The 23,975-nt window shown below is 67.0% G+C and carries 24 protein-coding genes; 9 read left to right on the top strand and 15 right to left on the bottom strand.

The window, feature by feature from the left end; genetic code table 11:
* Positions 1-2: 2 nt before the first annotated feature.
* The gene (locus ACT3CF_RS15170) at positions 3-785 is read left to right on the top strand and encodes a metallophosphoesterase family protein (protein WP_478424177.1); all 783 of its coding nucleotides are present in this window, start codon (positions 3-5) and stop codon (positions 783-785) included.
* 267 nt (positions 786-1,052) lie between these two features.
* Here the strand turns inward: ACT3CF_RS15170 and ACT3CF_RS15175 are convergent, their stop codons facing one another.
* Entirely contained in the window at positions 1,053-1,280 is a 228-nt protein-coding gene (locus tag ACT3CF_RS15175; protein ID WP_478424179.1) for a hypothetical protein, read from the bottom strand.
* Between the two features lie 305 nt (positions 1,281-1,585).
* On the opposite strand from ACT3CF_RS15175, the gene ACT3CF_RS15180 reads away from it, so the two are divergent.
* Entirely contained in the window at positions 1,586-2,641 is a 1,056-nt protein-coding gene (locus tag ACT3CF_RS15180) for a M48 family metallopeptidase (protein WP_478424181.1), read from the top strand.
* A gap of 12 nt (positions 2,642-2,653) precedes the next feature.
* Here the strand turns inward: ACT3CF_RS15180 and wecC are convergent, their stop codons facing one another.
* Both wecC and wecB read right to left on the bottom strand, forming a co-directional pair.
* Positions 2,654-3,946 (bottom strand): UDP-N-acetyl-D-mannosamine dehydrogenase, encoded by a 1,293-nt coding sequence (wecC, locus tag ACT3CF_RS15185; protein WP_478424183.1) that lies wholly within the window; start codon positions 3,944-3,946, stop codon positions 2,654-2,656.
* Positions 3,930-5,060 (bottom strand): non-hydrolyzing UDP-N-acetylglucosamine 2-epimerase, encoded by a 1,131-nt coding sequence (wecB, locus tag ACT3CF_RS15190; protein ID WP_478424185.1) that lies wholly within the window; start codon positions 5,058-5,060, stop codon positions 3,930-3,932. The genes wecC and wecB overlap by 17 nt, the downstream gene beginning before the upstream one ends.
* 411 nt (positions 5,061-5,471) lie before the next feature.
* Between wecB and galU the strand changes: the two genes are divergently transcribed.
* A complete protein-coding gene (galU, locus tag ACT3CF_RS15195) occupies positions 5,472-6,338 on the top strand; it encodes a UTP--glucose-1-phosphate uridylyltransferase GalU (RefSeq protein ID WP_478424187.1) in 867 nt (288 codons plus the stop codon).
* Positions 6,339-6,362: 24 nt separating this feature from the next.
* Here galU and ACT3CF_RS15200 read toward each other — a convergent pair whose 3' ends face one another.
* The 9 genes from ACT3CF_RS15200 to ubiE all read right to left on the bottom strand — a co-directional run bounded on the left by ACT3CF_RS15200 (position 6,363) and on the right by ubiE (position 14,525).
* Positions 6,363-7,358, bottom strand: coding sequence for an NAD-dependent epimerase/dehydratase family protein (locus ACT3CF_RS15200; RefSeq protein WP_478424189.1), 996 nt, complete (start codon positions 7,356-7,358; stop codon positions 6,363-6,365).
* 77 nt (positions 7,359-7,435) lie between these two features.
* Positions 7,436-8,194, bottom strand: coding sequence for a HesA/MoeB/ThiF family protein (locus ACT3CF_RS15205; RefSeq protein ID WP_478424460.1), 759 nt, complete (start codon positions 8,192-8,194; stop codon positions 7,436-7,438).
* Positions 8,191-8,568 carry a hypothetical protein gene (locus tag ACT3CF_RS15210; protein ID WP_478424190.1) on the bottom strand — a complete coding sequence of 126 codons (378 nt, stop codon included), beginning with the start codon at positions 8,566-8,568 and terminating at the stop codon, positions 8,191-8,193. Before ACT3CF_RS15210 ends, ACT3CF_RS15205 begins: the two co-directional genes overlap by 4 nt.
* A gap of 7 nt (positions 8,569-8,575) precedes the next feature.
* The gene (dut, locus tag ACT3CF_RS15215) at positions 8,576-9,022 is read right to left on the bottom strand and encodes a dUTP diphosphatase (RefSeq protein ID WP_478424192.1); all 447 of its coding nucleotides are present in this window, start codon (positions 9,020-9,022) and stop codon (positions 8,576-8,578) included.
* A 1-nt stretch (position 9,023) separates the two neighbouring features.
* Positions 9,024-9,749: an alpha/beta hydrolase gene (locus ACT3CF_RS15220; RefSeq protein WP_478424194.1), complete on the bottom strand. Its 726-nt coding sequence runs from the start codon at positions 9,747-9,749 to the stop codon at positions 9,024-9,026.
* A gap of 112 nt (positions 9,750-9,861) precedes the next feature.
* The gene (coaBC, locus tag ACT3CF_RS15225; RefSeq protein ID WP_478424196.1) at positions 9,862-11,082 is read right to left on the bottom strand and encodes a bifunctional phosphopantothenoylcysteine decarboxylase/phosphopantothenate--cysteine ligase CoaBC; all 1,221 of its coding nucleotides are present in this window, start codon (positions 11,080-11,082) and stop codon (positions 9,862-9,864) included.
* A complete protein-coding gene (locus tag ACT3CF_RS15230; protein WP_478424197.1) occupies positions 11,079-12,158 on the bottom strand; it encodes a hypothetical protein in 1,080 nt (359 codons plus the stop codon). The genes coaBC and ACT3CF_RS15230 overlap by 4 nt, the downstream gene beginning before the upstream one ends.
* Before the next feature lie 20 nt (positions 12,159-12,178).
* Positions 12,179-13,714: a 2-polyprenylphenol 6-hydroxylase gene (ubiB, locus tag ACT3CF_RS15235; protein ID WP_478424199.1), complete on the bottom strand. Its 1,536-nt coding sequence runs from the start codon at positions 13,712-13,714 to the stop codon at positions 12,179-12,181.
* Between the two features lie 79 nt (positions 13,715-13,793).
* Positions 13,794-14,525: a bifunctional demethylmenaquinone methyltransferase/2-methoxy-6-polyprenyl-1,4-benzoquinol methylase UbiE gene (gene ubiE, locus ACT3CF_RS15240; RefSeq protein WP_478424201.1), complete on the bottom strand. Its 732-nt coding sequence runs from the start codon at positions 14,523-14,525 to the stop codon at positions 13,794-13,796.
* Between the two features lie 105 nt (positions 14,526-14,630).
* On the opposite strand from ubiE, the gene mutM reads away from it, so the two are divergent.
* The 3 genes from mutM (at position 14,631) to dnaA (ending at position 17,702) form a co-directional block, all read left to right on the top strand.
* Positions 14,631-15,440 carry a bifunctional DNA-formamidopyrimidine glycosylase/DNA-(apurinic or apyrimidinic site) lyase gene (gene mutM / locus ACT3CF_RS15245; RefSeq protein ID WP_478424203.1) on the top strand — a complete coding sequence of 270 codons (810 nt, stop codon included), beginning with the start codon at positions 14,631-14,633 and terminating at the stop codon, positions 15,438-15,440.
* Between the two features lie 168 nt (positions 15,441-15,608).
* Positions 15,609-15,872 (top strand): 30S ribosomal protein S20, encoded by a 264-nt coding sequence (gene rpsT / locus ACT3CF_RS15250; RefSeq protein ID WP_478424205.1) that lies wholly within the window; start codon positions 15,609-15,611, stop codon positions 15,870-15,872.
* Between the two features lie 462 nt (positions 15,873-16,334).
* Positions 16,335-17,702: a chromosomal replication initiator protein DnaA gene (gene dnaA / locus ACT3CF_RS15255; RefSeq protein WP_478424461.1), complete on the top strand. Its 1,368-nt coding sequence runs from the start codon at positions 16,335-16,337 to the stop codon at positions 17,700-17,702.
* 130 nt (positions 17,703-17,832) lie between these two features.
* On the opposite strand, the gene trpS is transcribed toward dnaA, so the two are convergent.
* From trpS to secB, 3 genes are all read right to left on the bottom strand, one after another.
* The gene (gene trpS, locus ACT3CF_RS15260) at positions 17,833-18,822 is read right to left on the bottom strand and encodes a tryptophan--tRNA ligase (RefSeq protein ID WP_478424207.1); all 990 of its coding nucleotides are present in this window, start codon (positions 18,820-18,822) and stop codon (positions 17,833-17,835) included.
* A gap of 162 nt (positions 18,823-18,984) precedes the next feature.
* Entirely contained in the window at positions 18,985-20,553 is a 1,569-nt protein-coding gene (gene murJ / locus ACT3CF_RS15265) for a murein biosynthesis integral membrane protein MurJ (RefSeq protein WP_478424208.1), read from the bottom strand.
* Between the two features lie 103 nt (positions 20,554-20,656).
* Entirely contained in the window at positions 20,657-21,166 is a 510-nt protein-coding gene (secB, locus tag ACT3CF_RS15270) for a protein-export chaperone SecB (RefSeq protein ID WP_478424210.1), read from the bottom strand.
* Positions 21,167-21,331: 165 nt separating this feature from the next.
* On the opposite strand from secB, the gene ACT3CF_RS15275 reads away from it, so the two are divergent.
* Genes ACT3CF_RS15275 through ACT3CF_RS15285 form a run of 3 tightly spaced genes read left to right on the top strand, consistent with a single transcriptional unit; the run spans position 21,332 to position 23,936 of the window.
* Entirely contained in the window at positions 21,332-21,976 is a 645-nt protein-coding gene (locus ACT3CF_RS15275; protein ID WP_478424212.1) for a Tim44/TimA family putative adaptor protein, read from the top strand.
* A 14-nt stretch (positions 21,977-21,990) separates the two neighbouring features.
* A complete protein-coding gene (gene mltA, locus ACT3CF_RS15280) occupies positions 21,991-23,346 on the top strand; it encodes a murein transglycosylase A (protein ID WP_478424214.1) in 1,356 nt (451 codons plus the stop codon).
* A 56-nt stretch (positions 23,347-23,402) separates the two neighbouring features.
* Positions 23,403-23,936, top strand: a complete 534-nt coding sequence (locus tag ACT3CF_RS15285) for a Smr/MutS family protein (RefSeq protein ID WP_478424463.1) — start codon at positions 23,403-23,405, stop codon at positions 23,934-23,936.
* Positions 23,937-23,975: the final 39 nt, after the last annotated feature.

Consider the following 23,975-nt stretch of genomic DNA (forward strand, 5'->3'; position numbering starts at 1 on the left):
CCATGTTTGGTGACCTGTTCTCGTTTCGACGCAACAAGAAGTCGCCTGTCGCGCGGGTTCCCGACGGTGCGCGCGTCTATGCCATTGGCGACGTCCATGGTCGTGCCGACCTGATGCACGATCTGCTCGCGCAGATCGTCGCCGATGATTCGCGGCGCGGCCCTGCCGACACGCAGGTTATTTTTCTGGGCGATCTGGTCGATCGCGGCCCCGATTCGGCGGAGGTGTTGGAGACGGCGCGCCTGCTGGCGGCGAACGACTCGCGATACCGCTTTATTCAGGGAAACCATGAGGAAGTGTTTCTCAAGGCGCTGGGCGGGGACCGGAAGGCGCTTACGTTCTTTACCCGCATCGGCGGCAAGGAGACGATCCTCAGCTATGGCGTCAGCAAGCGCGAGTATGACGATGCCGATTACGACACGCTGATGGCGCTTTTCAGTGCACGCGTTCCCGACGCGCATGTCGCCTTTGTCGCGGCGTTCGAGGACATGATCGAGATCGGCGATTATGTGTTTGTTCATGCCGGGGTACGCCCCGGCGTGCCGCTTGCGTCGCAAAAGCCGTCGGATCTGCGCTGGATCCGCCAGGAGTTTCTGGAGAGCCGCGAGCGGCCCGAAAAGGTCGTGGTGCATGGCCACACCATCTTTGAGACCGTGGAGGAACAGCCGTTCCGAATCGGTCTCGATACCGGCGCCTATGCCAGCGGCGTGTTGACGGCGATGGGTTTCGAGGGCGACCAGCGCTGGACGATCCGCGCGGAAGGCTCGCGCGCCGACGCGGCCTGACTGCCGCGGGGCGGGGACTTTCGTCCCATCATTACACCGCGATATTGTTGGCTGGGCCGGCTGCCGGGGTGATTTGCCGCAGTCTTCGGCTCGCCGCGCGGCTGGGCCATGCGAACAGGGGCGGGCCGGTTCCGGCCTATTCTTGCAGCAAAGTGCCGCCGAAGGTGAATGGCCCCCTTGCAAGGCAAGGGCAATTTCTTATCCCAAAAAGAAAGTGGCGGCCGGAGACCCGACCGCCACTTCCGAAACCTGACAGTAAGTCGAAACTTACTTGCTGTCGGGGCTGTCGCTGTTGTCAGCGAGCGCGATCGCGCCACCGACAATCGCCGCCGTCGCGAGGACGCCGATGATCACGGCCGGAGCCAGTTCGCTGCCCTTGTCGCCCTTGGTCGACGCGCGGGTCAGCGACAGGCTGGCGGCCGGGTTGGCCGAGGCCACGACCGGGGTCACGGCCATGGCCGCAACGGCAACCGCCGAAAGAAGCTTGGAAACCATAAAATACTCCCTCTTCGAGCTTTGATGCTCTCGTCCCTGCCCGCTATGACACAGGCAGGGGAACTTCTCAACAGTCCAAGCACCACAAGCCCGACAAACGCTTTTGTCGTGGCTTGGATGCAACATTCGGCGTCGGTCGAATCCGAACCCCGACGGCCCATAACAACGACCCGCGTCATGGACCCCTCATTTTATAACGCGGCGCAACAATATAGCCAAGTCGGTTAAGTGAATTCCTGATCTTTTCCATCAGGGCACCCCTGTTGACGTTGTTGTCAGTCCTTAGAAAAGGCTAAAGACGACCGATGGTTGAACGACACATCGCCAAGTGGTGCCGGCGGCTGACGCTGCTGCTTGGCCTCGCTGTGCCGCTGGCAGCGCCCGCGGCGCCTGCCTTGCCTGCCGCTGCGGCCGATGCCTCGGTGTTCGAGGCGGTGCGGGACGCGGATGGGCGCTTGGCCGACATCGGCTATCGGCTCGCGCGCGCCAACGTCGCGCTGTGCGACCGACGCGAGGCGGGGCTGGGGCTTCAGCTCCATACGCTCGACCAGTTCGACGACGCGAATCGCGCGGCGGCGGCACGGCATTTCTCCTTTGCCGCGCCGGTTGCCGTCGAAGCCGTGGTGGCGGGCGGCCCCGCGGCACGGGCCGGCATTCGCCGCGACGATTCGCTCCTCCGTGTGGGAAGCATCGACACCGCCGCGTTGCCTGGACATCCGAATACGACCGAACGCCTGGTCGCGGCACAGCTCGCGATCGCGGCGTTGCCGGCCGATGCGCCGGTCGTCATATCCGCGATTCGCGATGGGGCCCCGATTACGCTGACGGTAGTTCCCGAACCCGTCTGCCGAACCCGTTTCGAGTTGCGGCTTGCGCAGGACTTCAATGCTTCGGCCGACGGTACGATGGTGCAGGTGAGCGCGCGCTTTCTGCAGGAATATCCCGCGCCGCAGTTCGCCGCGGTCGTCGCGCACGAATTCGCACACAATATCCTCCATCATCGCGATCGACTGGAGGCGCGCGGCGTCGATTATGGCTTGCTCTCCGGCTTCGGCGCCAACGTGAAATATTTCCGGCAGACCGAGATCGAGGCCGACCTGTTGTCGGTCTATCTGCTGGTCAATGCCGGCCTCGACCCGCGTGCCGCGGTCGATTTCTGGCGGCATTTCGGCCCCAGCCGGGCCGGGGGCATTTTTCGCAGCCGCTCGCATCCCGGCTGGCGGGACCGCGTGGCGACGCTGAGTGCCGAGATCGGGCGAATTGCCGCCGACGCGCCGCGACCGATCGTGCCGCCGCTGGTGGCGGTGCGGGACCGTCCGCTCGACGGCGATTGGCAGGCGCTGCTCGTCCGGGCGCGTTGACGCGCGGGCCCTTCAGCCCGCGAGCCGCAGCGCCGGCGGCTCTGTCGGATTCGGCTGGTCGGGCCAGATCCCGCGCGTGTCATACACTCGCTTGCCGGCGCGTTCCTCGAGCGGGATCGAGCGGAACACGTCATGGTCGACGAGCACGATCAGCGTGTCGCACGTCTCCAGCGCGGTATCGATGTCGATGAGTTCGGCGCCCGTTTCCGCCAGTTTCGTGGGGAGCGTGCGGGCATAGGGTTCGACGATCGCCACCTGATCGCCGAATCGGCGCGCGAGCGCCGTCGCGACCTTGAGCGCCGGGCTTTCGCGGAAGTCGTCGATATTCGCCTTGAAGGCGAGGCCCAGGCACGCGACGCGGCGGGCGCCGGCCGCGATCAACGCCGCAGCCTGTTCGACGACATGGCCGACCTTGCCGTCGTTCACTTCGCGCGCGGTGCGGATCAGCGGGGTGCGCGACGGCGCAGCGCTGACGAGGAACCACGGATCCACCGCGATGCAATGGCCGCCGACGCCAGGGCCGGGTGAGAGGATGTTGACGCGCGGATGGCGGTTGGCGAGGCGAATCACCTCCCACACATCGACCCCCATCTGCTCGGCGACGAGCGACAGTTCGTTGGCAAAGGCGATGTTGACGTCGCGGAAGGCGTTTTCCGCCAGCTTGGTCATTTCCGCCGCCTTGGCCGACGTGGTGACGCATGCCCCGCGCACGAACCGGCGGTAGAATTGCAGCGCCTTGCGCGCGCAACGCGGCGTGATGCCGCCGATCACGCGATCATTGTCGATCAGTTCGACGAGGATGCGTCCCGGCAATACGCGCTCGGGACAATAGGCGATCGCGACGTCGGGCGACCCGGTGCAGTGGCCGGGAATGCGGAGGTCAGGACGCTGTTCGGCGATCAATGCCGCAACCTGCTCGGTCGTGCCGACCGGCGAGGTCGATTCGAGCACCACGATGTCGCCATGCTTGAGCACCTTCGCGACCATTCGCGCTGCATCGAGCACATGGCGGATATCGGGGGCATGATTCTCGCGGAACGGCGTCGGCACCGCGATGACGAAGACGTCCGCGGGTTCGACCGTCAGCGCCGCGCGCAACTTGCCGCGGGCGACGACGCCCGAGACGAGGCCGTCGAGGTCGATCTCCTCGATATGGACGCGGCCCGAATTGACCGTCTCGACGACATGCGCGTCGACGTCGATGCCGAGCACCTGCGCGCCGCTGCGCGCGATGACCGCAGCCGTCGGAAGGCCGATATAGCCGAGCCCGAGAACGGCAACCTTGAGATCAGAGTCCGAAGCCATTGGCGATGATTCCCGCGATACGCGCCGCGGCATGGCCGTCGCCGAACGGATTGTGCGCGCGTGCCATGCCCGAATAGGCGCTGCTATCGTCGAGCAGGGTTGAGATTTCGGAAACGATGCGGTCGGGATCGGTGCCGACCAGTCGTGCGGTGCCCGCAGCCACGCCCTCCGGACGCTCGGTCGTCTCGCGCATCACCAGCACGGGCTTGCCGAGCGCGGGCGCCTCCTCCTGGACACCGCCGGAGTCGGTGAGCACCAGATGGGCAAGGTCGAGTGCGCGAATGAAGTGCGGATAATCCAGCGGGTCGATTCGGGCGATATTGTCGGCCTGTCCCAGTTCCGCCTCCATCACGCTGGCGACGTTGGGGTTCGGATGCATCGGGAACAGCACCGCAATGTCGGGGCGGGCAGCGATCCGGCGGATCGCCTCGGCGATTCCCGCCATGGCGGGGCCGAAATTCTCGCGTCGATGCGTCGTCACCAGGACGATGCGGCGTCCCGCGAACCGGTCAGCGATCGGATCGAGCCCTGCGGCCAGCGTCGGATCGGCGGCGATCCGCGCCCGCGTCGCCAGCAGCGCGTCGATCACGGTGTTGCCGGTCACGTGGATCGTTGCCGGATCGATATTCTCGCGTCGGAGTGCGGCGGCGGCGGTTTCAGTGGGCGCGAAATGCAGATCGGCGATCGGCGCGACGATGCGGCGATTCACTTCCTCGGGCCAGGGCTGGTAGATGTCGCCCGACCGCAGACCCGCTTCGACATGGCCGACGGGGATCTTGCGGTAATAGGCGACGAGCGCACCGATCATCGCGGTGGCGGTGTCGCCCTGAACGATCACCCGGTCGGGCCTTTCGGCGTCGAGGGTCGTGCCGAGGCCGGTGAGCAGCCGGGCACTCAATGCGTCGAGCGACTGGCCGGGGGTCATCAGGTCGAGGTCGTGGTCGGGCGTCAGCCCGGCGATCGCCAGAACCTGATCGAGCAATCCGCGATGCTGTGCCGTGATGCAGGTACGAACCTCCATTCCGCCATGGGCGCGCAGCGCCTGGACGACGGGAAAGAGCTTGATGCCCTCGGGCCGGGTGCCGAAGATCAACAGAATGCGGGGCTTAGCCATAGCGCACGGTCTAGCCGCGAAGATTTAAGGTCTGGATAAGCGGGTGCTCGAAGCTGTTCGTTGCCGTCGCGCCGCAATCCGCAGCTTGAGGGTGCGATGGCACCGTCGTAAAGGCTGCGTATCGATGCTGGGGAAGGGCCGTTGCATGCCGTTCAGCGCACGAACGGAACGGATGACGACAAGCTGGCGGCGATCAGGACTTGGCCTGGCAAGCGCGTGGCGAACGGCATGGGACCAAAGGTGCCGGGGCGTACCCGATTTCCGGTTGCCGGCTGTCCTTTTCCCGCAATCCGGAGTGGCGCTTTCCCTTCGCTGAGGCGTTCTCAGCCCGAACCCTCACCCCGAGATGCGTGCCCCGCTTGATTGCCGCCGTGCAAAGGCGCAGGGGGCGCATCCGCACAGGAGATTTGAATGATCAAGCCGTTGCGCAAGGCCGTGTTTCCCGTGGGCGGCCTCGGCACCCGATTCCTTCCCGCCACCAAGGCGATGCCCAAGGAAATGCTGCCCGTCGTCGATCGCCCGCTGATCCAATATGCGGTCGAAGAGGCGATGGAGGCGGGGATCGAACAGATGATCTTCGTCACCGGCCGCGGCAAGACCGCGATCGAGGACCATTTCGACATCGCTTTCGAACTCGAGGCGACCCTCACCGAACGCGGCAAGTCGCTCGACATTCTCGACGCCACCCGATTGCGTCCCGGTGCCGTCGCCTATGTCCGCCAGCAGGAGCCGCTGGGGCTGGGCCACGCCGTATGGTGCGCACGCGATATCGTGGGCGACGAACCGTTCGCGGTGCTGCTCGCCGACGACTTCATGGTCGGCCAGCCGGGTTGCCTGAAGCAGATGGTCGACGCCTATAACCGCGTCGGCGGCAACCTGATCTGCGCCGAGCAGGTCCCGGACGACCAGACGCATCGTTATGGCATCATCACCCCCGGCGTGCGTGAAGGTACGCTGACCGAGGTGAAGGGGCTGGTCGAAAAGCCTGCGCCCGGCACGGCGCCTTCCAACCTTTCGGTGATCGGCCGGTACATCCTTCAGCCCGAGGTGATGCGCGTGCTCGACCGGCAGGAAAAGGGTGCGGGCGGCGAGATCCAGCTGACCGACGCGATGGCGCGGATGATCGACGCGCAGCCGTTCCACGGCGTCACCTTCCAGGGCAAGCGCTATGACTGTGGCGACAAGGCGGGTTTCGTCCAGGCCAGCATTGCCACGGCGCTTGCCCGCGAGGATATCGGCCCCGCGGTGCGCGCGTTCCTGCAGAACGATCTCGCCTGAAGAACGACCTCGCCTGAACGGCGTCTAGACGCCGTAGTGGTCGCGATACCAGTGCACGAACCGCGCGACGCCGTCGCGCGCGTTCGTGGCGGGGACATAACCGGTCAGCGCCTCGAGCAGCGCGGACGATGCCTCGGTCGTCGGCACGTCCCCCGGCTGCATCGGCAGATAGTTCTTGATTGCCTCGCGCCCCAGTGCGGTTTCGAGCGCGGCGATATAGTCCATCAGCGGCACCGGCCGCCCCGCGCCGATATTCACCTGGCGGAACGGTGCGACCGGTGACAGGCTGTCCCCCGCGACGGGCACCGAGCCCGGCACGACGTCGATCAACCGTACCACCGCCTCGACCAGATCGTCGATGAAGGTGAAGTCACGCGCCATCCGGCCGTGATTGTAAACGTCGATCGGTTCATCCGCGAGGATGGCCCGGGTGAACTTGAACAGCGCCATGTCGGGGCGTCCCCAGGGGCCATAGACCGTGAAAAAGCGGAAGAACGTCGCCGGGATCCCGAACAGGTGGCTATAGCTGTGGCCGAGCAACTCGGTCGCGCCCTTGGTCGCTGCGTACAGGCTCATCGGCAACTGCGTCCGCTGTCCCTCGGTAAAGGGCATGTCGCGATTGGCACCGTAGACCGAACTGGTCGACGCGGCGAGCAGGTGACGAACACCGTGCGCGCGCGCCAGCTCCAGGACATTGTGCGTGCCGACGATATTGGTGCCGATATAGCTGCGCGGCGCATCGATCGAATAGCGCACGCCGGCCTGGGCAGCGAGGTGGATCACAACCTCGGGTCGGAACGCGCTCCATGCGGCGCCGAACGCGTCGGCGTCCTCGATCGACACGCGGGCGAGGGTGAAGCCCGGCGCATCGGCAAGCAGCGCATTGCGCGCTTCCTTCAACGCGACGTCGTAATAGGTTGTGAAGTTGTCGACCCCCAGCACCGTATCGCCGCGGTCGAGCAATCGGCGGGCGATGTGAAACCCGATGAACCCAGCCGAACCCGTTACCAGCACCCGCATGCGATCATGTCCCTCGATCGGACCGCGGCGGCGGCCCGGCATTGTCGTCCGCTTAGCAACGCCAGGTTGCGGAACTGTCAAGCACCGCAGACGGGGCAGCCGGGATCCTTTGGAAGCCGCAAGGTCGCGATCCGCAAGGCAAGCGCGTCGATCCGCAGCAGCTTGCCGCCGCTGTCTTGCCCAAGTCCGACGCAGGCACGGATCGCTTCGAGTGCGGCGAGGCTGCCCACGAGCCCCGTGACCGCCCCCAGCACGCCCTGCTCGGCGCAACTGATCCCGGCGCGCTCCGGATCATTTCCCACCAGACAGCGATAACAGGGCTTGTCCGCCTCCCAGCCGCGGAAGGTGCCGACCAGCCCGGTGAATTCGCCCACCGCTGCGGAAACGAGTGGAATGCGCAGCGCGAGCGCCGCGTCCGCGACGGCGAGCCGCGTCGGGAAATTGTCGCAGCCGTCGACGATCACATCGGGTTCCGCCTCGGCCAGCAACGCCCGCGCCGAGTCCGCGTCGACCCGGAGCGGACGTCCTTCGAAACGGACATGCGGATTGAGTCGAGCGACCGCTGCGCTTGCCGCCGCGACCTTGGACTTGCCGACGTCATCGGTACCGTAGAGCGTCTGACGTTGCAGATTGGAAAGCGCGACGACGTCGTCGTCGAATACCGTCAGCCGCCCGATCCCGGCGGCGGCGAGATACTGAATCGCGGGTGAGCCGATGCCCCCCGCACCGATCATCGCGACATGGGCGGTTCGAAGGCGATTCTGTCCGGCACCGCCCAATTCGCGCAGGATGATCTGGCGCGAATAGCGTTCGAGCTCGGTGTCCTCCAGCATCACGGTGTCCAGTTGAACGTCACCGCGGTGCGATACCATTGATCCTGCGCCCCCAGGCGCGGGAGCAGGTTGTTGCGGGCAAAGGCCGTGACCAGCGCGGCGCTATATTGCTCGACCGTCGGGCACTGGATCGCGCGCGGGATGGCGGCGCGGATCGTGCCATCCTCTGCCACGCGCACCGCCACGTCGACGGTCAACGTCGCCGCGCCGCCATTGGCGTCGGGCAGCGGACAGCCGCGGGCAGCGACTTCGTGCGCGACGAAGGCATGCATCTCTGCCGTCACGACCGGGGGGGTGCGATAGGGGAGCAGGGGAAGCGCTCCCCATTGGATCGTCGCGGCCTGCAAGGCCATGGCAAGGGCGGGTGCGAATATCATCGATCGATCATCTGCCTGTCGATCCGAACCCGTTGCTGCCCCGTTCCGTTCCCTCCAACGTTTCGACGAGGTCGAAGCTCGCGCGCTGAACCGGCGCGGGAACGATCTGGGCGATGCGTTCGCCGCGCCGGATCGGGAAGGGCGTGTCGCCATGGTTGATGACGAGGATCTTCAGTTCGCCGCGATAGTCGCTGTCGATCGTCCCGGGCGCATTCGGTACCGAAAGGCCATGACGAAGCGCGAGGCCGGAACGGGGGCGCACCTGTACCTCATAGCCATCGGGAATCGCGATCGCGAACCCCGTGGCGACCGGATGGCGTGCACCGGGGGCGAGATCGAGATCCTCTGCGGCAACGACGTCCATGCCCGCGGCCCCCGGCGTGGCATAGCTGGGCAGGGGAAGCCCCTCCCCATGCGGGAGGCGCTTGAGCTGGATACGGATCGGGGGAAGCATGTCAGCCTTTCCTGGGCAGTGCGGCGGCGAGGCGCTCGACAGCCGAAATCAGTTCGGGATCGTTGAGGATTGCATTGCCCTTGCCGGGCAGGATGCGGAAATCGGTCGCGATCCCGCGAAGCGCCAGCGCCTCGGCATAGGGACGCGAGAAGCGCGGCGGCATCAGCTTGTCGTCGGTGCCGACGAGCAAGGCGACGCGCAGACCCAGCGTTGCGCCGCCCACCGTCTGCAGCGGGTCGAGACTGCGTACCGGCTGATCGAAGCCTGCCTTGGGCTGCTGTGCCTGACGGAAGCGCCGCCATTCGGGAAGGCTGCACGGGCAGGCCGCAAGGACCAGCCCGTCGACGAGCGCGGGGCGCCCCCCGGCGAGGTTGGCCGCCAGCGCGGCGCCGCCCGAATGGCCGATCAGCACGATGTTCGCGTGCGGATGGCGCTGGCGCAGCCGTTCGACCGCGGCGGCGACGGCGCCGATCGCCTCCGGGGTGAAATTGTCGCCGGTGTCGAGCCCCCGTTCGCCCGGCGACCGATGGCCGTTTGCGTCGACATAGCCGGGGCGGAGCACCGCAACGCCGATCGCGTCCGGCAGGCGTGCGGCCAGCGTCTGCGCGAGCGTTTCACCGTCATCGGGGGCGCCGTCGCCATGCAGGACGACGGCGACGGTGCGCACCCGCGCCGGGTGGCCGTGGCTTTCGATATGGAGCCGTGCCTCGGGCACGATCCGCGGCATGGCGTTGGGAGCCTGCGCAGACGGGGTTCCCGCGCAGCCGGCGAGAGCCAGCGAGACGAAGATCAGCGCAGCGAACCGCGAGCGCCGCCCATGAGGTCGCGAGGTCCGCCGTTCAAGCGGCATCGGGCGTGGGTCCGGGGGCGAGGACGGCGTCGGCAATTCGATCCGCGAGCCGTCGCGCAACTTCGGCCTTGGGCAAGCGGCTCCAGCTTTCGACGCCGTCGGCGGAAACGAGATGAACGGTATTTTCGGCACCCCCCATCACATCGCCCGAAACGTCGTTGGCGACAATCCAGTCGGCGCCCTTGCGCAGCCTTTTTGCGGTGGCATGCTCGACCACACGTTCGGTTTCAGCCGCGAAGCCGACCACAAGCTTCGGCCGTTGCGACGACCGACCGACCGCGGCCAGGATGTCGGGGTTCTCGGTCAGCCGCAGTACGGGCGCTGCGTCGCCCTTCTTCAGCTTCTGGACGGCGCGTTCCGGGCGCCAGTCGCCGACAGCCGCGACCATCACCGCCGCGTCAGCGGGCAGGGCCGCCGCCACGGCTTCGGCCATTTCGTCCGCGGTTTCGATGTCGATCCGCGACACGCCGGGCGGCGTCGGCAAGCTGACCGGGCCGGCGACCAGGGTCACCTGCGCCCCCAGCGCCGCGAGTGCGGCGGCAATTTCAAACCCCTGCCGGCCGGACGAGCGGTTCGCGATATAGCGAACGGGATCGATCGGTTCGTGCGTGGGCCCCGCCGTGACCAGAACATGCCGGCCGCTGAGCTTGCGCGGCGGCTCGGCGGGGCCGGGGAGTCGTCCGAGCATGCGTTCGATCGCCAGGTGGATCGCCTCGGGCTCGGGGAGACGGCCCGGCCCGAATTCGCCGCACGCCATCGCGCCGTCGGTGGGTTCGAGCACCGTCACCCCGTCGGCGCGCAACTGCGCCACATTGCGGCGGGTCGCCGCATGGAGCCACATCCGCACGTTCATCGCCGGTGCGGCGAGCACGGGCTTGTCGGTGGCAAGCAGCAATGTGGTCGCAAGATCGTCGGCGATCCCGCCTGCCATCCGCGCGATGAGGTCGGCAGTCGCGGGCGCCACCACGACCAGATCGGCCTCGCGGCTGAGCTGGATGTGGCCCATCTCCGCTTCGTTCTTCAGATCCCACAGCGTCGTGTGGACCGGATTTTCCGAAAGCGCGGCGAGTGTCATCGGCGTGACGAACTGCGCGCCGCCGTCGGTGAGCACGCAGGTCACATCAAGGCCCGACTTGCGGCACAGCCGCACCAGTTCGCAGGCCTTGTAGGCCGCGATGCCGCCGCCCACGATCAGCAGGATCCGCTTCATCTCGTCACCCTTGTCACGGTGATGCGCCGCCTGTCGAGCGCGCGCGCCGTGAGGTCGCGCAGCGCATCGGGCACGTACACCAGTCCGCCGAGCAGCATCGGCGCCACCATCAGCGCCCAGTAAAAGGTATCGAGGCGCGCAAACAATGCGATCAGCGCGCCATAGGCCACGAACAGCGCCAGCACCCGTACCGACAGTGCATCGGTGCGGCTCGCCCAGCCAAACAGCGCCAGCCCGACGAGCGGGGCGGCGGCACCCTGCCACAGTAGCTGCAGTGCGGTCGCAAGGCGCAGCGAATCGACAAAGAAGCCGAAGCCCAGCATGCCCGTCCAACCCGGCGAGACCGGATCGAGCGGCCCGGTGATCCGCATCACCGCGATCGCGTGCGCCGCCAGCGCGACGCCGAACAGCGCGATCGACACGCCCCATCCCGTCGCCTCACGCCAGGCGCGGTCGCGGACCGCAAAGCCCAACATCACCAACGCATAGAGCAGCGCCGTCTCGCGCACCAACATCGCCGCGAGTGCGATCGCCGCGGATTCGATCCAGCGTCCCGGCCGATAGAGCGCGAGCGACAGTGCGACGAGCAATCCCGCCCAGATTTCGTGGAGTGCCACCAGCTCGGGTTGGACAAAGGCCAGCATCGATCCGGCGAGGAGTACGACCGCAGCCAATCGGCCGGCGGTTCCCGGCAGCTGTTCGAAAAGGCGCATTCCCCAGGCAATGCCGGTCAACGCGGCCAGCCCGATCAACAGCGCATTGCCGAGCACGGGGGGGCTTCCCGCGAGCAGTGCTGCGAGCGTGGGCATCCGCACGGTGAAAAATGGGCGCAACGGATAATGTCCGGCGCGCATCGCGTCGGTCGCCGCCAGATAATAGTCGCCGCCGTTGCGCATGCCGGCGACGACCTTTTCGTACAGCATCAGATCGGTCTGGCCGTCGGGCGACGGCCCAAGCGCGCTCGCATCGGGGACGCGCAGCGCCAGCATGCACAGGCCGATCAACAGCGCCAGCGCCGCGAGCCCGAGCCGCGCGCGGTCGCGCGGCCAGTGGGCAAAGCGGCTTCGGCCCGCCAAGCCAGGCGTGCCGTTTGCGGTCACCGCAGCAACATCAGCGTCGCGCCGACGCTCGCCGCCGCGCTTGCCAGCGCCACCACCGCGTAACGCCAGCCGCCGCCGACGCGGACGAGCTGGATCTCCTTGAGCGGCGGGGCGGGCGGCGCGCCGCCGGGATCGGGGAAATGCCGTTCGATGTTGCGGATGAGCTGGGGCAGTCGCGCAAAGGTGCGCAGGTCGGTGATCAGCCGATCGGCGATCGCCGCCTCCGGCCCCAGTTCGGTGCGCATCCATTCGCGGACGAACGGGGCTGCGGTCTCCCAAAGATTGATGTCGGGATCGAGCCCGCGCGCGACGCCTTCGACCATCACCATCGTCTTCTGGAGCAGCAGCAGATGCGGCTGGGTCTGCATGTCGAAGTCGCGGGTGATGTTGAACAACCCGTCGAGCATGCCGCCGACCGACATTTCCTTTACCGGTAATCCGCGCATCGGTTCGCCGACCGCGCGCAACGCCGTCGCAAATTCGTCGACATTGTGATGCGGGGGGACATAGCCCGCCTCGAAATGGATTTCGGCCACGCGGCGATAGTTGCCGGTGATCAGACCATAAAGGATCTCGGCCAGCCATACGCGGGCGCGGCGGTCGATCCGCCCCATGATCCCGAAGTCGATCGCGGCGATCCGGCCATCGGGCAGGGCGAACAAATTGCCCTGGTGCATGTCGGCGTGGAAAAATCCCTCGGCGATCGCCTGCCGCAAAAAGGCGCGGATCAGATTGGCTGCGAGCGCGCGTGTGTCGTGCCCGGCGCGCACCAGCGCATCGCGATCCGACAGCTTGATCCCGTCGATCCATTCGAGCGTCAGAACCTTGCCCGTGGTCCGTTGCCAATCGATCGTCGGCACCATGAAATCGGGCTCGGCGGTCATGCCTTCGGCGAGTTCGGATGCCGAAGCCGCCTCGCGTCGCAGATCGAGCTCGCGCAGCGACCAGCGCTTGAACGTTTCGATCACCAGCCGCGCGCGCAGTCGGCGCGCCTCGCCGCCCATGCCTTCGACCTGCGCCGCGGCCCATTCATAGGTGTCGAGCGCGCGCGCGAATTCGGCCTCGATCCCCGGGCGCAGCACCTTGACCGCGACCTGGCGGCCATCGGTGGTGACCGCCCGATGGACCTGGGCGATCGACGCCGCGCCGATCGCCTCTTCGCCGATCTCGGCAAAGAGCGTTTCGATCGGGCGCCCGAAACTCGCCTCGATCCGTTCGCGGATTACGGGGAAGGGGACGGGGGGCAGCGCGTCCTGGAGACGCAGCAGATCGTTTGCCGCAGCCTCGCCCACCAGGTCGGGACGAGTTGCAAGCGTCTGCCCAAGCTTGATTGCCGCCGGTCCGATCGCCTGGAATGCGTCGGCGTAGCGCGGAACCGCAGGGATGCGGGCACCGAACCGCGCGATGCGCGCGATGCGGCGCACCGGGGCGGGCGTGTTCGGATCACGCTCGATCCCGCGCAGCGCGCCGTGGCGGGCAAGAATGCGACCCCATTTGAGCAAACGCCAGAGATGCACGGCAGGTGCGGTCACTGGACACTCCTGCGCTGCGCCGTGAGGATGACGCGCGTCCTGCGCCCCCGCAGCGAGGCCGCCCCACGAGCAAGCAGCATCAGATCTTCCAGCCGCTGTGGATCGCGACGAGCCCGCCGAGCAACGGCTCGACGCGAGTCTGGCTGAACCCTGCCTCGCGAATCATTGCTTCGAACCGCGGCATGTCGGGGAAGCGGCGGATCGATTCGATCAGATAGCGATAGCTGTCCTCGTCATTGGCGAGCAGTTTGCCGAGCTTGGGCACCAGATGGTGCGAATAGGCGTCATAGACCTGCGCGAATCCCGGCCATTGCGTCGTCGAGAATTCGAGCACGAAGAGTCTGCCGCCGCGCTTGAGCACACGGTGCGCCTCGCGCAGCGCCGCCGGGATGTCGGTGACGTTCCGGATCCCGAACGCGATCGTGTAGGCGTCGAACTGCCGGTCGTCGAACTGCAACGATTCGGCATTGGCTTCGGCCCAGGTCAGCCCGTCGATGCCGCGCTTGGCGGCGCGATCCATTCCCACGGCCAGCATGTCGGGATTGATGTCCGCCACGGTCACGGCCGCGCCGGAACGCGCCAGGCGAAAGGCGATGTCCCCGGTGCCCCCGGCCATGTCGAGGATGTGTTCATGCGCGCGCGGCTTCACGCGGCGGACGAAATGGTCCTTCCACAGCCGGTGCAGCCCGCCCGACATGGCGTCGTTCATCAGGTCGTACTTGGCGGCGACGTTCGAAAAGACCTGGCCGACGCGGCGGGTCTTTTCCTCGGGGGCTACGTCCTCGTAGCCGAAGGAGACGGTCTCGGGCATGGGCTCGCTCTAGCCGCGAGCCGGGGCAGGGGCAAATGCTTCGATCTCGCAACGTCCCTTGGGGCAGGGCTCGCGCCGTTCGGCGGACGGCCTATATGGGCAGCCATGCCCGAACTTCCTGAAGTCGAGACCACGGTCCGCGGTCTGACGCCTGCACTTGCCGGCGCAAGGATCGACCGTGTCGTGCTGCGACGTGGCGATCTTCGTCGCCCATTCCCGCTCGACCTCGGGCAGCGCTTGACCGGTGCGACCGTCACGAATCTGGGACGCCGTGCCAAATATGGCCTCATCGAGACCGATCGCGGCGACACGTTGATCTTCCACTTGGGGATGTCGGGGCGCTGGCGAATCGATCCGGACGTGCTGGGCGCACACGATCATGTGGTGATCGAGACTGCGGCGCATCGCTTGGCGCTCAACGATCCGCGGCGCTTCGGCTCGCTCGATCTTGTTCCGACCGCCGAACTGGCTGCCTGGCCGGCGTTCCGCACGCTCGGCCCCGAGCCGCTTGGGCCGGCGTTCACGACCGCCTATCTCGAAAAGGCATTCGAAGGCCGCGTCGCGCCGGTGAAGGCCTTGCTGCTCGATCAGCGAATCGTTGCGGGTCTGGGCAACATCTATGTCTGCGAAGCGCTCAACATGGCCCGAATCGCGCCGACGCGGCCCGGCGGGCAGGTGGCGGCGTCGCGGATCGCCGCACTGGTCGATTCGATTCGTTCGGTCCTCACCGCCGCGATCGAGGCGGGCGGATCTACATTGCGCGACTATGCCCGCCCGGACGGGCAGCTCGGCTATTTTGCCCGCGACTGGCGCGTCTATGGCCGCGAGGGCGAAAAATGCCCTTGCGGCGGGACGGTTGAGCGCCGGGTGGATTCTGGGCGTTCGACCTTCTGGTGCCCGCGGTGCCAGAAATGAGCCTGGTCGGGCTTTTGGTCGGGATAAGACCTTCTGTGTGATCAGGAAGGCGGCCAAGAAGCTGTGCGACCGGTTGACCCGAATCGCTGAGGCCGCTATGGGGCGCCCTTTCCCGGGCGAGGACACCGTTTCCGCGCCCTTCCCATTTGAGCAGGAACGAGAGACGGCATGGCGAATACGCCGCAGGCGAAGAAGCGTATCCGGCGGAACAACCGCCGCGCGGAAATCAACGGTGCGCGCGTGAGCCGCATCCGCACCTTCATCAAGAAGGTCGAGACCGCGCTCGATGCGGGCGACAAGGCCGCTGCGGCGACCGCGCTTGCCGCGGCGCAGCCGGAGATGGCGCGTGGCGTCGCCAAGGGCGTGCTCCACAAGAACACCGCGTCGCGCAAGTTCTCGCGTCTGACGAAGCGGATCGCTGCGCTCGCATAACTGACGCATTCGCGTAATAAAAACCCCGCCGGGCATGTGCTCGGCGGGGTTTTTCGCGTCTCCGTCGTCATTATGACCTTTTGGAACGAATCGGGATGGGCCATTTACGCGCCCGATTCGAGCGCGGCCTGCGCCGTCGGCGAAGGCCAAATTGCTGTTATTATTGGCGTATTTTCGACCATCCACGGATTTCCGCCACTTCCGCCTGTCAACAAAACTATTTCAGATTCTTGACGTCGCGGACCCTTGATCGACTCAGAAATCGGCACCTAAAACCAGCCTCCCGGCGGCGATGCCTCGGGGTTTGAGGGAAGCTTGCCGCGCCTGCCTGGGGGCATTCCGGCGGTGGCGAGCCTTGGTGCTAGTTTTTGTTTGTTTCGCGCGGAAGCCAGGGTTTCCGCGGGGGAGGAGTGCGTCGTTGTGACTCAGGTTCGGGCCGTCGAACGGAACGATCGGGATGCCCTGGCGAAGGCCTGGACGCACGTGCGTGGCAATCTGCGGCGCTCGGCGGGTCAGCGGCTGTTCGACCAGTGGCTGAAGCCCGTGGTGCTCGTCCCCGGCTCGACCGTCGAGGACGTGCGGCTGGGCTTGCCGTCGGCGTTCATGTCGCAGTGGGTCAAGAACCACTATGCCGACCGGCTGCTGCTCGAATTCCGCGCCGTGCTGCCCGAAGTCGCCAGCGTCACGATCGAGACGCTTGGTCAAGATGCGCAGCGCGTGCTTTCGGTCGATTCGGCCCCGGCCGTGCGTCCGGCCGCGCCGGTTCAGACGGTGCAGGTGCCAGGCCCTGTGGTGCGTGCCGAACGCCCGCAGTTCGACGTGCGCTTCATCTTCGACCGATTCGTGGTTGCGCCGACCAATCGCGTGGCGTTCAACGCCGCCCGGGCGACGGCAGCGCCGGGGACGCCGCTGTTCAGCCCGTTGTTCATCCATTCGGGCACCGGCCAGGGCAAGACGCACCTGATGCACGCGATCGGCCAGGCGTTTCTCGATCAGAACCCCGGCGCCACCGCGATCTATGTGACCGCCGAACGCTTCATGTTCGAATTCGTCCAGGCGCTGCGCAACAAGGATACGCACGCGTTCAAGACGCGGCTGCGTTCGGTCGATCTGCTGATGATCGACGACCTCCAGTTTATCGGCGGCAAGGAAGCGACGCAGGAAGAATTCTTCCACACCGTCAATGAGTTCATGTCCTCGGGCAAGCGGCTGGTCGTCGCTGCGGACCGCGCGCCCCAGGCGCTTGAAGGGTTCGAGCCGCGGCTGGCAGGACGCCTAGGTTCCGGTCTGGTGGTCGACATCAAGCCCGCCGAGCTGGAGCTGCGCCGCGCGATCGTGCTGCGCAAGCTTGAGGATATGCCGGCAGTCGCGATGCCCGACGAGGTGGTCGACCTGCTTGCGGCGCGAATCACCAGCAATGTTCGCGAGCTCGAAGGCGCGCTCAATCGCCTGGTGGCATATGCCAGCCTGTCGAACGAGACGATCACGCTCGACTTTGCGGTGCAGACGCTTGGTGAGGTGCTGCGGACGGCGCAGCGCCGGATCACGATCGACGAGATCCAGCGGGCGGTTTCGACCCATTTCGACGTCAAGCAGGTGGACCTGCTGTCGGCCCGGCGTGCGGTGGCGATCGCACGCCCTCGCCAGATCGCGATGTATCTCGCCAAGCGGCTGACGACGCGTTCGTTGCCCGAGATCGGCCGCAAGTTCGGCAATCGCGACCATTCGACCGTCATCCACGCGGTCAAGCGCATCGAGGATCTGCGCACCCGCGACGCGGAGATCGACGGCGCGGTGCGCACGCTGCTCCGTTCGCTCGAAGGGGCCTGACATCGGCCGGCAACGGGCCGGGCCAGCACATAAAGAAAAGGGGGATCGGCACGTTGCCGGTCCCCCTTTTGTCATACTCGTCCCATGCGGCGGGCGGGGCGCCTTGTGCAAGGCGCCCCGGTCAAGCCGGTCAGACCTGAAGGCCGACTGCCGCCTGCGCAGCGCGCAGCGTCGGCTCGGCGATGGCGGCCGCACGTTCGGCGCCGCGGGCAAGCCCCGCGGCCACGGCGCTGCGATCGTCGAGCAGGCGACGCAGCCGGTCCCGCACCGGTCCCAACACCGCCACCGCCAGATCGGCGAGAACCGGCTTGAAGCTGCCAAAGCCCTGGCCTGCGAATTCCTCGACCACCGATTGCGGCTCGCGCCCCGCGAGTGCGGCGTAGATCGTGACAAGGTTTCGGGCTTCCGGACGTTCGGCAAGCGCGTCGAACGAATCGGGCAGGGGTTCGGGATCGGTCTTTGCCTTGCGGATCTTGGTCGCGATCAGATCGTCGTCGTCGATCAGATTGATGCGCGACATGTCCGACGGGTCGGACTTCGACATCTTTGCGGTGCCGTCGCGCAGGCTCATGATCCGCGGGGCGGCCTTGCTGATCAGCGCTTCAGGAAGCGGGAACAGGTCGACGCCGAAATCGGTGTTGAACTTGGTCGCGACGTCGCGCGCCAGCTCCAGATGTTGCCGCTGGTCCTCGCCGACCGGAACGTGCGTCGCCTGATAGACGAGAATGTCCGCAGCCTGGAGAACCGGATAGGTGAACAGGCCGACGCTTGCCCCTTCGCGGTTCTTGCCCGCCTTGTCCTTCCACTGCGTCATGCGGTTCAACCAGCCCATGCGCGCGGTCCCCTGGAGGATCCAGCAGAGTTCGGCATGAGCGGGGACGCGGGCCTGGTTGAACAGGATCGCTCGGTCGTCGACTCCGGCGGCCATGAGCGTCGCGGCCATTTCGATGGTCGCGTTGGCGAGGTCGGCGGGGCTGATGTTGCTGGTCAGGGCGTGAAGATCGGCGAGGAAGAACAGGCATTCCCCCTGATCCTGCATCGCGACCCACTGGCGGATAGCGCCCAGATAATTGCCCAGGTGCAGATTGCCGGTGGTCTGGATGCCGGAAACGACGCGCATGATAGGATGCTCCGTTGCGCCCGGGTTACCTTTCGGCCGTTGGACCGGCCGCGGGTTCCGGGCGGCGGGGGCGCCGCCGCGCGTTGCTGATTTGCCCGGAACGCCCCGTCCCTAGGCCGGTTGCGTCGTCAAGGCAAAGGTCGTGCTTTGCGCGCCGCCGGCTCAGCGCGCGGCGCGGCGGCGGATCAGTGTCTTGAGATCGGCCAGGCGATAGGCCCCGGTGGCAAAGCAGGCGCCGACATAGAGCGCCATACCGCTGCCCACGAGGACGCCGAGCGCGGCATAGCGCTGGAACATCCGCCCGTTGAGCCACGGGTCGAGCAGCGAATCGAATGCCCACAGCGCGAGCCCCATCAAGACTGCGGCGGCAAGGAGCCGCGGCACGCGCCGGCGCAACTGGGCGTCGATCGCGAAATGCCCCCGCTTGCGCAGCGCGTGATAGAGCATCCAGACGTTGACGCTCGACGAGATCGCGGTGGCGAGCGGCGGGCCGACATGGTGGATCAGCGGGATCAGGATCAGGTTGCCGATCAGGTTTACGCCGACCGACCAGGTGGCGAAGCGTACCGGGGTGCGCGTGTCCTGACGCGCATAAAATCCCGGCGTCAGCACCTTCACCAAAACATAGGACGGCAGGCCCAGCGAGAAAGCCGAGAGTGCCCAGGCGCAGCGCTGGGTCGCTTCGGGCGTGAACACGCCGTGCTGAAAAAGTCCGCGAACGATCGGTTCGGAGGCGACGATGAATGCGACCGTTGCCGGGAGGGTGAGAAAGAGCGCGAGTTCGAGTCCGCGATTCTGCGTCTCCATCGCTTCGGCATCGCGGCCGGCGCCGAGCAGGCGCGACACCGTCGGGAGCAGGATCGTGCCGAGGCCGATGCCGATCATGCCCAGCGGCAGCTGGTTGAGGCGGTCGGCGTAATAAATGTACGAGATCGACCCGGCGTCGAGCAGATAGCCCGCCATCGCCGTCGACACGAGCAGGTTGATCTGGACCGCGCCGGCGCCCGCCGCGGCCGGCAGGATCAGGCGGAGCAGCTCGCGCACTTCGGGATCGAGGCGCGGGCGGCGCAGTCGCAGCCGAACGCCGGCGCGGTGGCACGCCCACCACAGCCATAGCAGCTGGAGCGCGCCGCCGATGGGCACCGCAATCGCCTGTGCGCGGGCGGTTTCGAACGGATCGCCGTGGAAAAAGAGGAGTGCGGCGACCATCGCGATGTTGAGCAGCACCGGCGCTGCGGCGTTGACCCAGAACTTGTCGAGCGAATTGAGGATGCCGCCCAGCAGCGAGGCAAGCGAGATCAGCATCAGATAGGGGATGGTGATCCGCGACAAGGTCACGGCAAAGGCGAACTCGTCATGGCTCGGCTGTTGCCGCGCGAAACCGCCGGAGAGCAGCGCGGTGATCGGCCAGGCAGCGGCGAGCATGACCAGCGTGAACAACACCAGAAAGACGAACAGCACCGCCAGTGCGCGTTCGGCAAAGTCGATCGCCGGATCGAGCGCGCCGGCCTCGCCCGCCTTGCGGTTGAACATCGGAATGAAGGCCGATGCGAACGCCCCTTCGGCAAAGAAGGCGCGGAACATGTTGGGGAGCCGGAACGCGACCAGAAAGGCATCCGAGGCGAAGCTCGCGCCGACATAGGCGGCCTGGAGCGAATCGCGGACAAGCGCGAGGATGCGGCTGGCAAGCGTGAGACCGCCCACCGAACCGAGGCTGCGCACAAGTTTCATTGCGGCGGCAACTCCATGAACGGTATCGGTGGCGGGAAGCGAAGGGTTCTACAAGTCGGTCCGGCAGGGAGGCGAGCCGCGGCCCGCCGCCCCGTCGACGCGTTCAGGCGTGCCCGACTTCGCCTGCAACGCCACCCTGCTCGGCCTGGACGCGCTGCTGCATGTAAATGCCGCCGAAGTCGATCGGCTCGAGCATCAGCGGCGGGAAACCGCCGTCGCGGACCGCATCGGCCACGACGCGGCGTGCGAACGGGAACAGGATGCGCGGGGCTTCGCCCAGCAGGAAGGGTTCGAGCTGTTCCTGCGGGACGTTGCGGAGTGCGAACAGGCCGGCATAGGCCAGGTCGACCAGGAACGCTGTCTGGCCTTCCGCCTGTGCCTTGATCTCGATCTTCAGGACGACTTCGAACACCTCATCGCCGACCTGCGCCGAATTGATGTTGAACTGGACGTCGATCGCCGGCGCAGCCTGATTCTGATAGATCTGCGGCGCGTTCGGATTTTCGAACGAAAAGTCCTTCACATACTGCGACAGCACGCCGGCGACGGGCGCGGTATCGGCGCCATTGGCTGCGGGCTCGCTCGATGCGGCGCCGTTCTCGGTCTCGTCCATGTGAATTTTCCTCTTCGTCCGGATAGTTTTGCGTCCGTGACGCATTGTCGATCGGGCGCGCCTAGCAGGGCATCGACCGTGATTCAATCGCCCGCCCCTCAGGGCAGGTTTGAATCCGGCGGCACTCGGGCCTATGTACCATGGATGCGAGGTGTCGGAGGCACTGTGTTCAACGTAATTCTGTTCGCGATGGTGGCCGGTTTCCTGGCGCTCAGGCTCTATTCGGTGCTCGGCAAGCGCACCGGGCATGAGCAGGCGCTGCCCAAGCCCGCTGAAGAGCGGTTCGGTCCTGCATCGCTGCCGCGTGCGCCCGAAATCCCGCCTGAGACGCGGGAACCCGTCGACGGCCCGATCGAGGCCGGCGCGGAAGTCGGGCTGCGGGCGATCGTGTCGGCCGATCCGCATTTCGATCTCGCGCGCTTCCTTGAAGGTGCCAAGTCGGCGTATCGCATGATCCTCGAAGCCTTCTGGAAGGGCGATCGCGAGACGCTTGAGTGGCTTGCCGAAGCCGACGTCCGCGCCGCGTTCGACGAGGCGATCGCGGCCCGCGAGGCCGCCGGCGAGGTGCTCGACAACCGGCTCGTTTCGATCGAGCGCGCGACGATCGTCGCCGCCGCGGTCGAGGGCCGCGTTGCCCGCGTGGTGATCCGCTTCGATGCCGACATCGCTGCGGTGACGCGTGATCGCGACGGCCATGTCATCGCGGGCTCGCTGAGCGATGCGGTCGAGACGCACGATGTGTGGACTTTTACCCGCAATCTGCGCAGCAGCGATCCGAACTGGAAGCTCGCCGAAACCGACGAAGCGTAAGGAACGCCGAAACGATGGCAGTGCGCGGAATGGGGGGCGCCGCGCTGGCGGTGCTGTTGGCGGCAACGGCGCTGTCGGGATGCGTCGGTGGAGTCGTTCCGCCTGAGCGCGGGCCACGCCCGGCGCCGACGCGGCCGACGTCAGGACGGCCCACGCCGCTGGCCCCGCGCCCCGCGCCGGCACGCCCCGTTGCTTCGCTTCCCGAAACGCCGACCAATTTGCCCGCGCGCCAGCCGGTAGCAGCGGTGCCGTTGCCGGCCGTTCCGGTCGCCCCGGCGCCGACGGGCGCGACGAGCGCGGCATCGCTGGGCGTCGTGGCGGGGCCGCCGGTCGAGACGCTTCCGATCACGCCGGCCAATGCCGAGCGGGCTTTGACCGCCTTTCGCAGTAGCTGCCGCGCGCTTCAGGCGCGCACCGACGTTTCAGGGCTGACGCAGCCGGCCGATTGGGCGCCGGCCTGCGCCGCGGCGGCGGACTGGCCCGGACGCGATGCGATCACCTTCTTCCGCAACTATTTCGAGGCGGCGCAGGTCGGCGACGGCCGCGCCTATGCCACCGGTTATTACGAACCCGAGATTGCCGGCGCCCGTGAGCGCGGCGACGGGTATGACGTGCCCATCTATGGGTTGCCCGACAATCTGATCGAGGTCGATCTCGGGCTGTTCTCCGACGACCTCAAGGGCAAGCGCATCCGCGGCCGTGTCGAGGGGCAGCGCTTCGTTCCCTATTTCGATCGCGCGGCGATCGAGGGCGGCGCGATCGATGCGCACGCGCCGGTAATCGCCTGGGCCGCCGACGCGATCGAGATGTTCTTCCTGCAGGTCCAGGGATCGGGCCGCTTGCGCCTTCCCGATGGCGGAGTGATGCGCATCGGTTATGCCGGACAGAATGGTCGCGACTATACCGGGATCGGCAAGCTGATGCGTGATCGGGGGCTGCTTGGTCCCGGGCAGACGTCGATGCAGGGGATCATCGCCTGGCTGCGCGCACACCCCGAAGAGGGGCGCGCGATCATGCGCGAAAACAAGAGCTTCGTCTTCTTCCGCCCGCTCACCGGCGCCGGACCGCTGGGCGCGATGGGCGTGCCGGTGGCGGGATGGGTGACCGTCGCTGCCGATCCCCGCTTCGTTCCGCTGGGCGCTCCGGCGTTCCTGTCGATGGACCGCACCGATGCGACCGGGATCTGGATCGCCCAGGACACGGGCGGCGCGATCAAGGGCAGCAACCGCTTCGATACTTTCTGGGGCGCCGGCGACGATGCGCGGGCGATCGCCGGTGGGATGTCGGCACGCGGGACCGCGTGGTTGCTGCTGCCGCGCGGCGTGCTCGCCCGACTGGCACCGCCGGTCGCGACGCCGTCGACGCCGTGAGCGGGCGCCGCGGGCGCAGCCTGTCGCCCGAGGAAAGTGCATTGTGGCAGCGGGTGATCGCGAGCGTGAAGCCGCTGATGCCGCCCCGGAGTCGAGCGGCCGGCGCGACGATCCCTGCCATGGCTGTTGCCCAGGACGAAACCGTTGCCCCATCCCCGGCGAAACGCCCGCGGGGACGTATTCCCGATCCGCAGCCGCCGCGGGTGACGGGCGAAGTCCGAGCCGATCCGCCGGCGTCGACGCTCGACGGCGGATGGGATCGCCGGCTGTCGCGCGGGCTGGTCTCCCCCGAAAGCTCGATCGACCTCCATGGTCACACGCTGGCTTCGGCCTATGACCGCCTCGATCATGGGCTTGAGCAGGCGATTCGTCGCGGTGACCGGGTGCTGCTGCTGATCACCGGAAAGCCGCCACGGCCCGAATCGGAGCGTCCGCACGCACGCGGCGCGATCCGCGCGGCGGTGGGGGACTGGCTCGCGGCATCGCGCCACGCCGACCGGATCGCCGCCGTCCGCGGCGCGCATCCACGGCACGGCGGCAACGGTGCGCTGTACATCGTGCTTCGGCGGCAACGTCCTCCAAAACCATGAAATTGTTAACCTGTGTCTGACACGCTGCCTGCTCGACGG

The sequence above is a fragment of the Sphingomonas chlorellae genome (genome assembly GCF_056485145.1).